This is a genomic window from Vibrio sp. PID23_8 (assembly GCF_003584965.1).
GTDB lineage: Bacteria > Pseudomonadota > Gammaproteobacteria > Enterobacterales > Vibrionaceae > Vibrio.
On record NZ_LIXE01000002.1, the window covers coordinates 359,571 to 374,381 of the forward strand.

The 14,811-nt window shown below is 44.6% G+C and carries 16 protein-coding genes; 7 read left to right on the forward strand and 9 right to left on the reverse strand.

All coding sequences use genetic code 11. The features are described 5' to 3' along the window. Positions 1 to 214 precede the first annotated feature (214 nt). The gene (locus tag AK966_RS05515; protein ID WP_119463678.1) at positions 215 to 1,603 is read left to right on the forward strand and encodes a peptide MFS transporter; all 1,389 of its coding nucleotides are present in this window, start codon (positions 215 to 217) and stop codon (positions 1,601 to 1,603) included. Between the two features lie 61 nt (positions 1,604 to 1,664). On the opposite strand, the gene hemH is transcribed toward AK966_RS05515, so the two are convergent. From hemH to htpG, 3 genes are all read right to left on the reverse strand, one after another. Continuing rightward, positions 1,665 to 2,627 (reverse strand): ferrochelatase, encoded by a 963-nt coding sequence (gene hemH / locus AK966_RS05520; RefSeq protein ID WP_119463679.1) that lies wholly within the window; start codon positions 2,625 to 2,627, stop codon positions 1,665 to 1,667. Positions 2,628 to 2,767: 140 nt separating this feature from the next. Beyond that, on the reverse strand, positions 2,768 to 3,412 hold the full coding sequence (adk, locus tag AK966_RS05525) for an adenylate kinase (RefSeq protein ID WP_119463680.1): 645 nt from the start codon (positions 3,410 to 3,412) through the stop codon (positions 2,768 to 2,770). 318 nt (positions 3,413 to 3,730) lie between these two features. Continuing rightward, positions 3,731 to 5,635, reverse strand: coding sequence for a molecular chaperone HtpG (gene htpG, locus AK966_RS05530; protein WP_099079310.1), 1,905 nt, complete (start codon positions 5,633 to 5,635; stop codon positions 3,731 to 3,733). Between the two features lie 271 nt (positions 5,636 to 5,906). Here htpG and AK966_RS05535 point away from each other — a divergent pair, with 271 nt between their 5' ends. Genes AK966_RS05535 through AK966_RS05545 form a run of 3 tightly spaced genes read left to right on the forward strand, consistent with a single transcriptional unit; the run spans position 5,907 to position 8,107 of the window. Then, positions 5,907 to 6,779, forward strand: coding sequence for a transcriptional regulator (locus AK966_RS05535; RefSeq protein WP_099079309.1), 873 nt, complete (start codon positions 5,907 to 5,909; stop codon positions 6,777 to 6,779). An 11-nt stretch (positions 6,780 to 6,790) separates the two neighbouring features. Then, complete coding sequence (locus AK966_RS05540) at positions 6,791 to 7,306, forward strand: regulatory protein ToxS (protein WP_099079308.1); 516 nt, start codon at positions 6,791 to 6,793, stop codon at positions 7,304 to 7,306. A 45-nt stretch (positions 7,307 to 7,351) separates the two neighbouring features. After that, a complete protein-coding gene (locus AK966_RS05545; protein WP_099079307.1) occupies positions 7,352 to 8,107 on the forward strand; it encodes a sulfite exporter TauE/SafE family protein in 756 nt (251 codons plus the stop codon). A 71-nt stretch (positions 8,108 to 8,178) separates the two neighbouring features. On the opposite strand, the gene yfcE is transcribed toward AK966_RS05545, so the two are convergent. The 6 genes from yfcE to AK966_RS05575 form a co-directional block, all read right to left on the reverse strand. Then, positions 8,179 to 8,724 (reverse strand): phosphodiesterase, encoded by a 546-nt coding sequence (gene yfcE / locus AK966_RS05550; protein WP_099079306.1) that lies wholly within the window; start codon positions 8,722 to 8,724, stop codon positions 8,179 to 8,181. 70 nt (positions 8,725 to 8,794) lie between these two features. After that, the gene (locus AK966_RS05555; protein ID WP_099079305.1) at positions 8,795 to 9,004 is read right to left on the reverse strand and encodes a hypothetical protein; all 210 of its coding nucleotides are present in this window, start codon (positions 9,002 to 9,004) and stop codon (positions 8,795 to 8,797) included. 148 nt (positions 9,005 to 9,152) lie between these two features. Next, entirely contained in the window at positions 9,153 to 9,560 is a 408-nt protein-coding gene (locus tag AK966_RS05560; protein ID WP_099079304.1) for a CBS domain-containing protein, read from the reverse strand. Further along, positions 9,557 to 9,907 (reverse strand): P-II family nitrogen regulator, encoded by a 351-nt coding sequence (locus AK966_RS05565; RefSeq protein ID WP_099079303.1) that lies wholly within the window; start codon positions 9,905 to 9,907, stop codon positions 9,557 to 9,559. The genes AK966_RS05560 and AK966_RS05565 overlap by 4 nt, the downstream gene beginning before the upstream one ends. Then, positions 9,897 to 10,688: a DUF1538 domain-containing protein gene (locus tag AK966_RS05570; protein ID WP_099079302.1), complete on the reverse strand. Its 792-nt coding sequence runs from the start codon at positions 10,686 to 10,688 to the stop codon at positions 9,897 to 9,899. Before AK966_RS05570 ends, AK966_RS05565 begins: the two co-directional genes overlap by 11 nt. Beyond that, positions 10,685 to 11,419 carry a DUF1538 domain-containing protein gene (locus tag AK966_RS05575; protein ID WP_099079301.1) on the reverse strand — a complete coding sequence of 245 codons (735 nt, stop codon included), beginning with the start codon at positions 11,417 to 11,419 and terminating at the stop codon, positions 10,685 to 10,687. The genes AK966_RS05570 and AK966_RS05575 overlap by 4 nt, the downstream gene beginning before the upstream one ends. A 261-nt stretch (positions 11,420 to 11,680) precedes the next feature. Between AK966_RS05575 and AK966_RS05580 the strand changes: the two genes are divergently transcribed. The 3 genes from AK966_RS05580 (at position 11,681) to AK966_RS05595 (ending at position 14,771) form a co-directional block, all read left to right on the forward strand. Further along, positions 11,681 to 12,598 (forward strand): TIGR01777 family oxidoreductase, encoded by a 918-nt coding sequence (locus AK966_RS05580; RefSeq protein WP_119463681.1) that lies wholly within the window; start codon positions 11,681 to 11,683, stop codon positions 12,596 to 12,598. A 36-nt stretch (positions 12,599 to 12,634) separates the two neighbouring features. Beyond that, positions 12,635 to 13,462 (forward strand): SDR family oxidoreductase, encoded by an 828-nt coding sequence (locus AK966_RS05585; RefSeq protein ID WP_119463682.1) that lies wholly within the window; start codon positions 12,635 to 12,637, stop codon positions 13,460 to 13,462. 454 nt (positions 13,463 to 13,916) lie between these two features. Beyond that, on the forward strand, positions 13,917 to 14,771 hold the full coding sequence (locus tag AK966_RS05595) for a co-chaperone YbbN (protein ID WP_099079298.1): 855 nt from the start codon (positions 13,917 to 13,919) through the stop codon (positions 14,769 to 14,771). The last annotated feature ends 40 nt before the right edge of the window (positions 14,772 to 14,811 follow it).

Here is a 14,811-nt window from a genome sequence, read left to right on the forward strand (position 1 = left end):
TCAGACACTTAACGGGCAAGTCCATAGACAAAAATGGAAAGTAAGTTTGTAACACATCAAATACACCGACAAATATTCCACAAAATCGCCACAAAACAGCAACATAATAAAGTTATTGAATCGTCACGTGAAATTTTATTGTTTGTCACCGCCTAAATAGCCATGTATACGTAGACTCCGTTAAAAAATGTAATAACGACTATTAGAAGAGCTTATGTCAAACCAACATCAATACTTTGGTCACCCACGTGGCTTGTTCTTATTGTTCGGAACTGAACTATGGGAACGCTTTTCTTACTACGCAATGCGCGCCATTCTAGTACTTTACCTGACTGACGCAACCATGAACGGTGGTCTTGGCTGGTCGACTAAAGATGCTCTAGATCTTTACGGCATCTATACTGGGCTTGTCTACATCACTCCTCTTATTGGTGGTTACCTTGCGGATAACTACTTAGGTCAACGCCGTTCTATCCTGATTGGTGGTGCGCTGATGGCGATAGGCCAGTTCACACTAGCAATGCCAGCAGACATTCTTGGCCTTAGTTCTCTACATACCTTTTACCTAGGCCTTGCTTTACTTATCTGCGGTAACGGTCTATTCAAGCCAAATATCTCGACCATGGTTGGTGATCTATACAACGAAGGTGATAACCGTCGTGATGGTGCTTTCACTATTTTCTACATGGGTATCAACATCGGCGCACTGCTCGCAGGTGTGATTTCAGGTTCAGTCACCAATGAGTTCGGTTGGAAAGCCGGCTTCGTAGCCGCTGGCATTGGTATGCTTATCAGCCTTGTAATGCAAATGACATTTGCTCAATCTTGGCTTGGTGATATTGGCCGTGAACCTGCTGCGAAGCGTGACCTAGCACTCAAGAAGTCAGCAAAAAAAGAGCCTCTGACCAAAGAAGAAGCGGATCGTATCAAAGTAATCCTTGTGATGAGCATGTTTACCATCGTCTTTTGGGCAGGCTTTGAGCAAGCAGGCGGTCTAATGAACATTTACACGCAGCAATACACCGATCGTATGATTGGTGGCTTCGAAGTACCTGCAGCATGGTTCCAATCACTAAACCCATTTTTCATCATCACACTAGCGCCGGTATTAGCTGTACTTTGGGTGAAACTAGGTAAGCGAGAGCCAAACTCACCGGTAAAATTTGCTTTGGCGATGTTCTTCCTCGCGCTTGGCTTCCTATGTATGGTTGGTGCGGTCATTGAACAAGGTGGCGACACTGCAGTGAAAACATCAATGCTATGGCTAGTAGGTGCATTCTTCTTCCATACGCTGGGTGAACTATGTCTATCTCCTATCGGTCTATCGCTAGTCACCAAGCTAGCTCCGCTACGTCTTGCTTCACTTATGATGGGAGCATGGTTTGGCTGTAACGCAATTGCAAACTATGTTGCTGGTTACGTGGGTTCTCACGTAGGTGAGCTCGGTGCTCTAGCAATCTTCAGCGGTATTGCAGTCACAGCAACGATCTCTGGTGTGATTCTACTACTGTTCTCTAACACGCTAGTACGCTGGATGCACGGTGCAGAAAAGACGAACAGCACAATAGAACAGATTGAAGAACAACAAACACAAGTTGCTTAATATAAAGTGTAAATAACAACAAAGGGTCGCAAGTGCGACCCTTTTTGTATTCAAAAAGAATTTAAAGCTTGGCTCGAACTAGCTCGGCCATCATCTCGATGTGTAAGTCGTTGTCATTTAAACAAGGAATATAGCTAAAGCTCTCGCCGCCCGCTTCTAGGTAAATCTCATGACACTCTTCAGAAATTTCCTCAAGCGTTTCTAAACAATCGGCAGAGAACGCTGGTGTAATGACATTCAGCTTTTTCTTACCTTGGCTTGGTAGTACTTCCAACGTTTTGTCTGTATAAGGTTGTAGCCACTCTTCACGGCCAAAGCGTGACTGATATGTCATGCCGATTTGCTCTTCATTCAAACCCAGCGCTTCCCCCAACAAACGCGTCGTCGTTTCACAGTGTTGAGGGTAGATATCGCCATTATCGGCGTAGCGCTTTGGAATACCGTGGTAAGAACACAGCAGATAATCGCCACGGCCATGCTCAGCCCAGTGGTCACGCACCGATTGAGCCAATGCCGCGATGTATTTGGGATGGTTGTGGTAATCACGAATAAAGCTGAACTCTGGCATTACTGGCATCTTTTTGAATGCCTTCGTCATGCCGTCAGAGACTGCGGCTGTCGTTGTGCCCGAGTACTGTGGGTAAAGAGGTAATACAATCACTTCCTCTACACCTTGAGCTTGCAGCGCTTCAAAGCCCGACAGCAAACTTGGGTTGCCGTAAGTCATACCAAGCTCAACTGGCATCTCTAATGCTGATCGCAGCTTCTCTGCTTGTCGTTTTGAGTACACCATTAAAGGCGATCCCTCTTCCATCCAGACGGATTGATAAAGCTTGGCTACTTTTGGTGAACGAATTGGCAAGATGACACCGTGAAGAATCGGACACCACAGCCACCTTGTCATGTCGACAACGCGGTGATCATGGAGGAACTGGCTTAAAAAGCGTTTTACCGCAGTCGTAGTTGGCTCGTCAGGCGTACCTAAGTTCACCAACAACACGCCCTGTTTATTATTGTTTTTCATAACATCCTATTCATGGTAAACGACTTTGCTTGTACGGTGAAATACACGAAATCGTTCACCATACTTACAGGCTGAATAAAAAAAGCGACCCTGAGGTCGCTTTTCAATATATCAAAATATTAAATTTTGCCGTTAGCAAATTATGCCAGTGCTTTCTCAATATCTGCACTGACTTCTGCAACTTGCTTAGTACCGTCGAATTTAAGGTACTTAGTGTTACCCGCTTCTGCTTCTTTACCGTAGTACTCGATTAGTGGTGCAGTTTGCTCATGGTAAACACCGAGACGTGCACGTACTGTCTCTTCTTTATCGTCATCACGAACAACAAGCTCTTCGCCTGTCACATCATCTTTACCTTCCACTTTAGGTGGGTTGTAAACAACATGGTAAGTACGACCTGATGGTAGATGCGCACGACGACCAGCCATACGCTCAACAATAACGCTGTCTGCAACGTCGAACTCAATCACGTAATCTACGTCAACGCCCATTTCATTTAAACCATCTGCTTGAGGGATAGTACGTGGGAAACCATCTAGTAGGAAACCTTTCGCGCAATCGTCTTGAGCGATACGTTCTTTGATAAGACCAAGGATGATTTCATCAGAAACTAGCTGACCAGCGTCGATAACAGCTTTAGCTTGCTTACCAAGCTCTGTACCTGCTTTGATAGCAGCACGAAGCATATCACCAGTAGAGATTTGTGGAATACCGTATTTTTCCATGATGAAGTTTGCTTGTGTGCCTTTACCTGCACCTGGAGCACCTAGAAGAATGATGCGCATGATTTATCCTCTTTACTATTTAAGATTTATACCGAAGCTCACAATAACTAACCTTCCCGGACATCAACCCTTAGAAGCACGCAACGATAAGTTTCGGTATAACGTATTAGGCGAGCCAAAATACACGCCTTATTAGTCACATTCAAGTTTGGGATTCTAACACAGGTTCATCATTCAATGAGCAGTTTAAGACTAAAGAATGTTAGTGAAGCCTGCTTTCTTGCCTTATTGATTACTAACTCAACACTTAAAGGGTGAATCTATGAGGTTGCAAACAAAAAGCCCGCATTTTGCGAGCTTTTTGCTGATATTTGACTATTAAACCTTAGTCAAAAGCTTATTGATAGCACCTACAAATTGCGTAGGATCTTCCATAGAACCTCGCTCTGCCAGCATTGCTTGACCTAGTAAAACTTCAACCCAACGGCCAAATGCTTCTTCATCGGCTTCATCCGCCATGCGCTTCACTAGTTCATGTTCAGGGTTAATTTCGAAGATGTACTTCACTTCTGGTACCGCTTGGCCTGCTGCTTCAAGAAGCTTCGCCATTTGCGTTCCCATTTCAAAGTCATCAGTAACAACCACTGCCGGTGTTGTTGCTAGTTTGAAGGTAGTACGCACTTCTTTCACACGATCGCCTAGGTAAGACTTAGTGCGCTCAACGACAGACTTAAACTCTTCTTCCGTTTCTTTCTGTTTTTCTTTTTCCGCTTCGTCTTCAAACTTGCTTAAGTCTAAGCCTGCTTTCGTGATCGATTGGAACTGCTTGCCATCAAACTCTGTCAGGTAGTTCATCAGCCACTCGTCAATGCGGTCGAACATCAAAATCACTTCGATGCCTTTTGCTTTGAACTGCTCTAGGTGAGGGCTGTTTTTCGCTGCTGCGTAGCTATCTGCTGTTAGGTAGTAAATCTTATCTTGGCCTTCTTTCATGCGTTCAACGTAAGACGCCAAACCCACGGTTTGCTCAGCCGAATCCACTTCTGTTGTAGCAAAGCGCAATAGACCGGCCACTTTCTCTTTGTTTGCCATGTCTTCTGCAACGCCTTCTTTCATCACAAGGCCGAACTCTTTCCAAAATGATTGGTATTTCTCTTCATCATTCTTAGCCATGCGCTCAAGCATTGTCAGGACGCGTTTAGTACAAGCATTACGTAACGACTGAGTGACCTTGTTGTCTTGTAGGATTTCACGCGATACGTTTAATGGCAGATCATTGGAGTCAATCAAACCACGAATAAAGCGCAGGTAAGACGGCATGAACTGCTCTGCATCATCCATAATGAAGACACGCTGTACATACAGTTTGAGACCCGATTTATGGTCGCGATTCATCATATCCCAAGGCGCATTTGCTGGAATGTAAAGTAAGCTAGTGTAGTCGTTCTTACCTTCTACACGGTTATGACTCCAAGTAAGAGGGTCTGCGAAGTCGTGAGAGACATGCTTGTAGAACTCTCGGTACTCCTCTTCAGAGATATCTGACTTATTGCGAGTCCAAAGTGCTTGAGCTTTATTAATTTGCTCCCACTTCTTCTCACCCGTTTCTTTACCTTCGTCATCGCGAACCGCAGTTTGGATAGAAACTGGGATGCCGATATGATCAGAGTATTTGCTGATCACATCACGTAGACGCCATTCATTTAGGAACTCTTTTCCTTCCTCACGCATGTGAAGCACGATATCAGTACCACGAGAATCTTTAGTGATGGTCTCGATGGTGTACTCTCCTTCACCCGCAGAGCGCCATTGTACGGCTTCATCAGCGGCAAGACCTGCGGCACGAGTGCGTACCGTTACCGTATCAGCGACGATGAACGCAGAATAGAAGCCTACACCAAATTGACCAATCAACTGAGAATCTTTACTTTGTTCATCAGATAATTTTGAGAAAAATTCTGCCGTGCCTGACTTTGCAATCGTACCAAGATGCTCGATAACGTCATCACGGCTCATACCAATGCCATTATCAGAAATCGTTAGCGTATTCGCATTTTCATCAAACGCCAGTTTTACGCCGAGATCCGCATTACCGTTATATAGGTCTGGATTCGATAACGCTTGGAAGCGCAATTTATCTGAGGCATCAGATGCATTTGAAATTAGCTCGCGTAAGAAAATTTCTTTATTGGAATAAAGAGAATGAATCATCAGGTGAAGTAACTGTTTTACTTCTGATTGAAAGCCACGAGTTTCTTTGTTTTGAGAGACGGTTTCGCTCATGTTTACTCCATAACATCTAAATTAAGGGGGCGTTATCTGACATACCCCTAACAGCAATCTCATCGAAATTGCATTACTAATATGTCATTTAACATGTGGCTGACAAATGTAAATTCAAGGTCAAAATTGCTAAAAACAGTGTTTTTTAAGATAATTTTAATTATCCTACTTTCCTAAAATCATCTAAAACGTAACACGTGCCTTTGCGTCCGATCCAATTGTGTGACGTGAATCACTTTGTATATAGAATCATCCACTTAAGAAGAGCTAAATGACAAACATCGGCACCAAGTTTTTAATTGCTCAAAGATTTGTCTTTGATCCAAATAGCAATTCGCTCACTGACCAACAATGCGACAATGAAGTTGTTCGATTAGGAAGTAACGAAAGTCGTATCCTCCTGATGTTGACTGAGAGACCTAACGAAGTATTAACACGCAACGAACTGCACGAGTTTGTTTGGCGTGAACAAGGCTTTGAGGTGGATGATTCAAGCCTAACTCAAGCCATTTCAACTTTGCGTAAAATGTTGAAGGATTCAACAAAGTCACCTGAATTCATAAAAACCGTTCCTAAACGTGGCTACCAACTGATTTGTTCCGTAGAACGCTTAAGTCCACTTTGCTCAGATTCCCCCTTTTCTCACGAAAACCTTGATAGTGAAAGCGAAGCGCCTATCGTTGATTTAGAGCAGTCTACGGAACAGCCCACAGAAACCACTGCAGACGTAAACAAAGACGGTGAAACACCGCTAGAAACCTCACAAGCAGCCCCTGTTTCTACCACAAGCAACTGGCTAGTGCGTGCGCTTCTCCTACTGGCATTACTATTACCAATTTGTGTTGTATTGTTCACCTCTCCTGCAGAATCGCAATTCCGTCAAATTGGCGAGTATCACAATGTGCCCGTCATGACACCAGTGAACCATCCTCAACTGAACCGTTGGCTCCCGTCTATAGAGCAATGTATAAAGCGCTATGTTGAGCACCACATCGAAGACTCCTCTCCGATGAAGGTTATCGCAACGGGTGGTCAAAATAACCACCTAACCTTGAACTACATCCACGATAGCAACCATTCGTATGAAAATGTGACGCTGCGTATCTTCGCTGATCGTAACGACCCAACCGATATTTGTAATTAAAGGAGGCTGAAATGAAGATTAAAGTAGCATCTGCGGTTTTAGCCGTATCTATCCTTTTTAGTGGTTGGCTATATTGGGGCAGTGACCTAAAAATAGAACAAGTTCTGACCGCCAACGAATGGCAGTCAAACATGGTGACACTGATTAAGGATACCACCCCCGATAGTACGATGGGGCCACTTCGCCGTGTCAATGTTGAATCAAACGTAAAATACCTACCAAATGGTGATTACATTCGCGTGGCGAACATCAAGTTGTTTGCGCAAGACTCAACTTCTGAATCCACCATCAACATTTCAGAAAGAGGTCGCTGGGAAATCAGTGACAATTATTTGTTGGTCACGCCATCTGAATTCAAAGATATCTCCTCATCTCAGTCCAAAGATTTTTCTGAGGATCAACTTCACTTGATTACACAAATCTTCAAACTTGATGCGGAGCAAAGTCGCCGCATCGATATCGTTGACGAAAAAACACTGCTATTAACTAGCCTCAACCACGGTTCTACGGTACTGTTTAGAAACTGATTTTGATTCGATAGTAGGGGGCAAGACGCCCCCTTTATTTTGCTCATGGATTGGCTAAATACTCTTACTCTCTTTCTCGGCTCTCTTATCGCCAATACGCTAGCTTCGCTTTCTGGCGGCGGTGCTGGCTTGCTGCAATTCCCTCTTTTGATCTTTCTTGGGCTGCCTTTCTCTGTCGCGCTAGCGACTCATAAAGTCGCTTCAGTGGCGCTCGGCTTAGGAGCAGCGAGTACGCATCTAAAAGCAGGAACAATCAAAGCCAAAGTTGCACTCTACCTAATACTGGTTGGTAGCATTGGTGTGGTTCTAGGTGCCAACCTCATCGTGCAGCTCCCTGATGGTATTGCAGAAAAAATGCTTGGTACCATGATCCTTGCACTCGGTACTTATTCTCGCTTTAAAAAAGAACTCGGCCAAACTGAAACCAGATCGCACCGAGATCCCTTTGGCTTGGCTGTGGGCGGTATGGGCTTAATGGTTATCGGCGTGATCAACGGCTCACTGACAGCGGGTTCAGGTTTACTCGTTACGCTATTTTTAGTCCGCTGGTTTGGCTATGACTACAAACAAGCCGTTGCTTATACCATGGTATGCGTTGGGCTATTTTGGAATGGTATTGGGGGAATCGCCGTGGTTCAAGCTGGCGCTCCGATCCACTGGGCATGGCTTCCAATATTATTAGTGAGCTCTTTCTTGGGGGGGAGTCTAGGCGCATGGGCAGCAACGCGTTATAGCAATCGAGTGATTAAAATCGCCTTCGAAATCCTCACTTTTGCTGTTGGCATCAAGCTGCTAATGTAATGTTGTTCAATCAAAAACAAAGGAAAAGAAAGGAAACCAATGGATCCCTTTCTATTCATTCGACTAAACGGCTAAATCGTTGTTTGTGCCAACACCTCACCTTCCGGTGTCTGCACTGTTAGCGTATTATTTTCCAGTAAGCCATAGCTTCTTGGTAAGCCATTACGTGGAAACGTCATCGAGCCAGGATTAAATATCACCGCGCCATTTTGCATCTCAGCAACCGGCACGTGTGTATGACCAAGCGCAATGACATCACCTTCACGTAGCGAAGGACGCTTTTCACTATTATACAAATGACCATGGGTCAAAAATAAACGCTTACCAGACTCAAGTAAAACCCAGGCGTAATCCATCATCATAGGGAAATTAAGTAGCATCTGGTCAACTTCGCTGTCACAGTTACCACGCACAGCAATAATCTGATCACTGTACTGATTCAGTAACTCTGCAACTTGCAGTGGGTCATGGCCATCTGGCAGCGGGTTTCTTGGACCGTAATTAAGTATATCGCCTAACAAAATTAAATGGTCAGCACCTGATGCCAAGTATAGCTGGATGGTCTCTTCGGTTGCCGGTAAAGAACCGTGCAAATCTGAGGCAAAAAATAGTTTCACAACACCGTCTCCTCAAAAAGTAAGCGGGTATTCTACGGTATTCTTGAGGAAGCTCAACCAACGTGCGAGATTACTGATGGCGAACAAACTCAATCAACATCGGGAGTAAATAAAACCAAGCGACGTATCCAACCCCAACTAGCACGATGAACCACACGGTGAGTGATAAGAACTTAGATTTCGCGAGATGGTTGAGTGGATCCGGTTCCCCACAACACGGGCAGGTATGAGCGCGTTTCGATATTGGCTTCTCACACACAGGGCAATCAACTAATGGCATGATGCGAATTCCTCAACGTCTTTCTGAATTATCAAAGAATAAGCATCAAGAAAAGGATATGCAACTCATACAGTCAATTCAGGCAAGGATACTTTTCGATTCAGAAAATGAGCAAATACTGAGCAAGGCGCACGAAATCGAACCTAGCTTACATCTCTTCCTTCACCATTCCATTTATAACAATATTGTTATAACTCACCATTCCAATCACTTGTCCATTTTCAATCACTGGCGCACGACTAACACCAAAGCGTTCAAACAAACGAGCGCAATATTTAACGTTCATGTTAGGGTCTACGCACAATGCAGGTTTTGTCATGATCTCATAGATATTTGTGCGCTGAGGTGCTCTGTTTTTCGCTAATACCTTCTTCGCAATATCATTCATCAGTACGATGCCGTATTCATCATCTTCATTGCGTTTTTTTACCACTAGCGCTTTCACCTGATTTTTTTTCGCTAATGTAATTCCCTCATAGACCGTCATCAATCCATCAACCATTACGTATGTTGCTGCCATAACGTCTCTTACCCGAATCCGCTCATGATCACTCATAACTCATCCTCTACCACTTTCGTCAATGTCTCTACCTGATGGGCCACCCCCACCGCATCTTCCACATCAATCTGCACCGCGATGCCTTGTCCCGACTCTTGGTCAAACTCACCGACTTCGTTAATGGTTTCCAATATGTGGCGTGACAAATGCTCTTCCACCACAAACAACAACACATCTCTTTGCACTTCGAGCGTAAGCCCGAAAAAAGTACGTTTTTGGTTTAGGCCTTCACCCCGAGCATTATTTATCACGGTGGCTCCGGTCGCCCCTGCTGCACGTGCGGCATCAAGTACTTTGTCTGTTTTACCATCTTCCACAAAAGCTAGGATGAGTTTAAAGCGCATTTTCTTTCTCCTCCGATGGTTTTTTATTTAACCACTGAGTTATTTGAGCGTATGCCATAACAGAAATAATAGGGAATAGGCTGGCAAAAGCGATCAAGCCGAACCCATCAATCATCGGATTACGACCAGGAACGGTAGACGCCAAACCAAGCCCTAGTGCGGTGACTAACGGCACCGTAACCGTGGATGTCGTAACCCCACCGGAATCGTAAGCTAACGGCACAATCAGACGAGGAGCGTAAAACGTTTGAATCACCACCACGATATAACCAACAATGATGTAATAATGAATCGGATCGCCAACCACAATGCGATAGCTGCCTAGCGCAATCCCTACGGCAACCCCTAACGCCACAGCCCCCCTCAAACCATTAACGCTAATACTCCCCCCGGAAACTTGATTTGCTTTTATCGCCACGGCGATCAAAGAAGGCTCAGCGATGGTGGTACTAAAACCAATCAAAAACGCAAATAAGTACACCCAGTAATAATCAACCCAACTCAGCACCTGGCCTACCGATATCTTAAATTCGTTCAGAAACTCTGGCGCGGTCAGTTGTACTGCCATCGTTTCACCAAGAGGAAATAACGCCATTTCTAAGCCAAGCAGAAATAGCGAAAGCCCAAAAATCACATATAAGAAACCCAGTAATACCTTAGGTAAGTTTGTAACTGGACGGCGCAACACCGCGAGTTGGAAGCCAAAGATTATCGTCGCAATAGGTACAACATCACGAATGGTAGAAAGAAAAGTGTCAGCGAAATGATCAAACGAAATCATGCAACCACCATCCCGTAAACCATCACAAACATCATAGGCAGCAATGAAGCAAAAGCTATCAACCCGAAACCGTCGATCATCGGGTTTCGTCCCTTAATGGCAGACGCTAACCCAACCCCAAGCGCCGTCACTAAAGGCACCGTAATGGTGGACGTAGTCACACCACCAGAATCATAGGCAACACCTATGATGGATTCTGGTGCAAACCCAGTCAGTATGACCACACCAATGTAACCACCAATAATCATATATTGAATTGGCCACCCTTTTAGAATTCTGAGTACACCAAGAACAATCGCAAGTCCCACTGAAAGCGCCACTGTCATTCGTAAACCCTCGGCATACTCTTGCATTGACTCCTCAGTATTTAGGATCATCCCCCCTTCGGCAGCGACCTCCGATGCCTCTTCTGCGACTGCCGTCAGTGCTGGTTCGGCAATGGTCGTTCCAAAGCCCAAACAAAAAGAGAAGATGAGAAGCCAAAACACGCTGCCTTTTCTCGCAAAGGCTTGCGCCATATTTTCACCAATAGGGAATAATCCAAGATCTAAACCGAAAATAAAAAAGGTGAGTCCAAATACAACCAGCAGTAGACCAAATAGAATTGAAAATAAATGGGGTAATGGCTCCTGTAACACAACGAGCTGAAAAAAAGAAATAACAACAACAATCGGTAACAGATCACGGGCACTATTGAGTAAGGCTCGAACTAGAGCAACAAACGAAGCCATATACTCTCCTTACCGTAAGTTGTGATTGTGATTAAATTCAGCATGGCATACTTTTCTATAGGTAAGTGTGAGCGACTCAAAAAGCTCCATAACATAATGTTACCATTAGCCAAAATTGTGAGCTTCGAGTAGAAAGTTAGAAAAATGCGTCTAACTCATTAGTTACTAATAATAAAAATAGCAGTACAAGTGGTTGAAATGAACACGCCTAGCGCACAACGACTATAATATGTACATCGTTTTAACAATCGAAGGGAATTCATGAAGATATTATTGACTGGTGGTACAGGCTTTATAGGGTCAGAATTACTCAAGCTCTTAACCACTCATCAAATTATGTTGTTAACGCGAAACCCTGCACAAGCGAAACAACGTCTAAAACATGCCGATGTTGGTAATATTGACTATTTGGATTCCCTTGATTCGATCGAAGATTTGAATGACGTTGACGCTGTAATCAACCTCGCTGGTGAGCCGATTGCCGATAAGCGTTGGACAACAAAACAAAAAGATCTTATTTGCAAAAGCCGTTGGAAGGTAACCGAAAGAATTGTAGAACTGATCCACGCCAGCACCGAACCACCTTCTGTATTTATCAGTGGCTCTGCGGTGGGGTATTACGGCGATCAACAAGATCACCCCTTCGATGAATGCTTACAAGTCAATAGCGATGAATTCACTCATACCGTCTGTGCGAAATGGGAGCAAATTGCTAAGCGCGCAGAATCAGAGCAAACTCGCGTGTGTCTGTTGCGAACTGGCGTGGTACTCGGCCAAAATGGGGGCGCACTTGCCAAAATGCTCTTGCCTTACAAACTGGGCTTAGGCGGCTATTTGGGCAATGGCAATCAATACATGCCTTGGATCCACATTCTCGATATGGTACGCGCCATTATGTATTTATTGGAAACACCACATGCCCACGGAGAGTTTAACTTGTGCGCTCCTCACCCTGTCAGCAACCGGAACTTCAGCCGTACCTTAGCAAAAACCCTCAAACGTCCTCACCTCTTATTCACCCCGAAATGGGTGATGACCATGGCAATGGGTGAATCCTCATGCCTGTTATTCGATAGTATTCGAGCCAAGCCAAAGAAGCTCACCGAGCTAGGCTTTAAGTTCAGTTATTCGCGAGTCGAACCTGCACTCAAGCACTTGCTTAACGATAGAAGTTGTTGAATGATAAGGATCACTGACCCTTTGTGAGCCTTCTACATGAAAAAATCGATTCTAATCACCGGATGCTCGACGGGTATCGGCTACGTATGTGCCCATGCTTTACAGAAAGAGGGGTTCAACGTCATCGCCTCTTGCCGTCGCGATCAAGATGTTGAACGTCTAAACCGAGAAGGGTTAACCTGCATAAAACTGGACCTCAATGATCCTGGCAGCATTTCCCTCGGGGTGAAGCGCACACTCGAATTGACAGATGGAAAGCTTTACGCCGTCTTCAATAATGGCGCTTACGGCCAACCTGGCGCATTAGAAGATTTACCTACTCAAGCACTTCAAGCGCAGTTTCAAACCAATTTCTTTGGCTGGCATCAGTTGGTTCGAGAAATCCTTCCTCAAATGCGAGCACAAGGTGAAGGGCGCATCATTCAAAACAGTTCAGTACTAGGCTTTGCGGCAATGAAATATCGTGGAGCGTATAACGCCTCTAAGTTTGCGCTCGAAGGTTGGACCGATACCCTCCGCTTGGAGTTGATGGACACCAACATCAAAGTCGCGTTGATCGAGCCTGGCCCAATTGAAACCCAATTTAGGCACAATGCTTTAAAAGCTTTTGAGCAATGGATTGACGTTGAAAGCAGCCCACATAAAGCGGCCTACGAAGGGCAAAAACAACGTTTAGACAATGATAAATCGAACAACAAATTCGTCCTCCCTGCGGAATCTTGCATTGATCCCGTGCTACACGCATTAACAAGCGACAAACCCAAAATTCGCTACCGAATCACGACACCAACCAAAGTCTTTGCCGTACTGAAACGCCTGTTACCGACTCGTTTACTTGATAAAATTTTGCGACAAACCGCATAAAAACTTTTTATCACCATGTAATTTTACCGTAACAATGTGATGTCATTATGAGCATGTAGGTTAAGAAAACCTCAATGTTCGAATCAATTTCTTAGTCAGTATCTTTATCCATCAAGCCTGAACGCGATGCCGATACTCACTTAGATTTGGTATCGCCACCCTTTTCTGTTTTGTATTTGCACGAGACAATAATGACATTAAATCAGCTTAACTGGCTTAGTGTGGGTGTAGTGTTGGCCATGCTCATCCTATTTTGATTCCACACCTAGCACACCAATAACGTCTACTCTACATCGTACTGGAGCTGGCCAAATTTATTAGCACTTTCGCTTGCTATCTGGAACACGCTGCTTCGGTAGCGTTTTTCCTTTCTATCTGCTTGAACGCTTGAATTTCCATAATTTCAACTCCATATCTACAATCAACAACAAGAAACAAAAGCAAGGATACTCTGATGCAATCCCCATTTATCGTTGAGTTAACAGAACAAAATTTCCGCGAAACACTTGAAGGGTCAATGAACACGCCTGTGTTGATCCAATTCTGGGCGAGCGCTCAACCTGAAAGTGCGCAGGTAATTCCTGAGCTACAAATGCTGACTCAGCAATACAATGGCACATTCACACTTGCTTTATTGAACTGTGAGCAACAGCCCGCACTTGCCTCTCAGTTTGGTGTTCAAGTACTGCCAACCATCGCTTTATTTATCAACGGTCAAGCCGTCGATGGTTTAGGCGGGCCGCAAGCTATCGATACGATTGCGGCAATGCTACAAAAACATTTGCCAAGCCAAGATGAACTCCGGCTCCAACAAGCAAGTGATCTATTGCAACAAGGTGAGCATGCGCAAGCGCTCACTATCCTACAAACCTTACCAGAAGAGATCCAAGCTCGTGGTGATGTAAAGCTCGCCAGCGCAGACTGTCTACTTGAAACCAAACAGTTTGAGTTGGCACAAACGCTGTTGAACGCGATCCCACTTGAGTACCAAGACAACTACTATAAAGGCTTGATCGCTAAGTTAGATCTGCATCTTCAAGCAGCAGACAGCCCAGAACTTCAGCGCCTTGAGCAAGAGCGAGCAACAAATCCTGACAACTTAGAATTGGCGTGTGAACTTGCGATTCAATACAACCAAGTTGGCCGTGACGAAGAGGCATTAGAACTGCTTTGGAACATTCTCAAAGTAAATCTCGGCGCTCAGGATGGCGAAGTGAAGAAAACCTTTATGGATATCTTAAGTGCACTAGGCCAAGGTAACGTAACCGCAAGTAAATACCGTCGTCAGCTATACTCTATCTTGTATTAGCCTTATTAAGGCAACATGTAGTACAACTATAAGGCTGGAT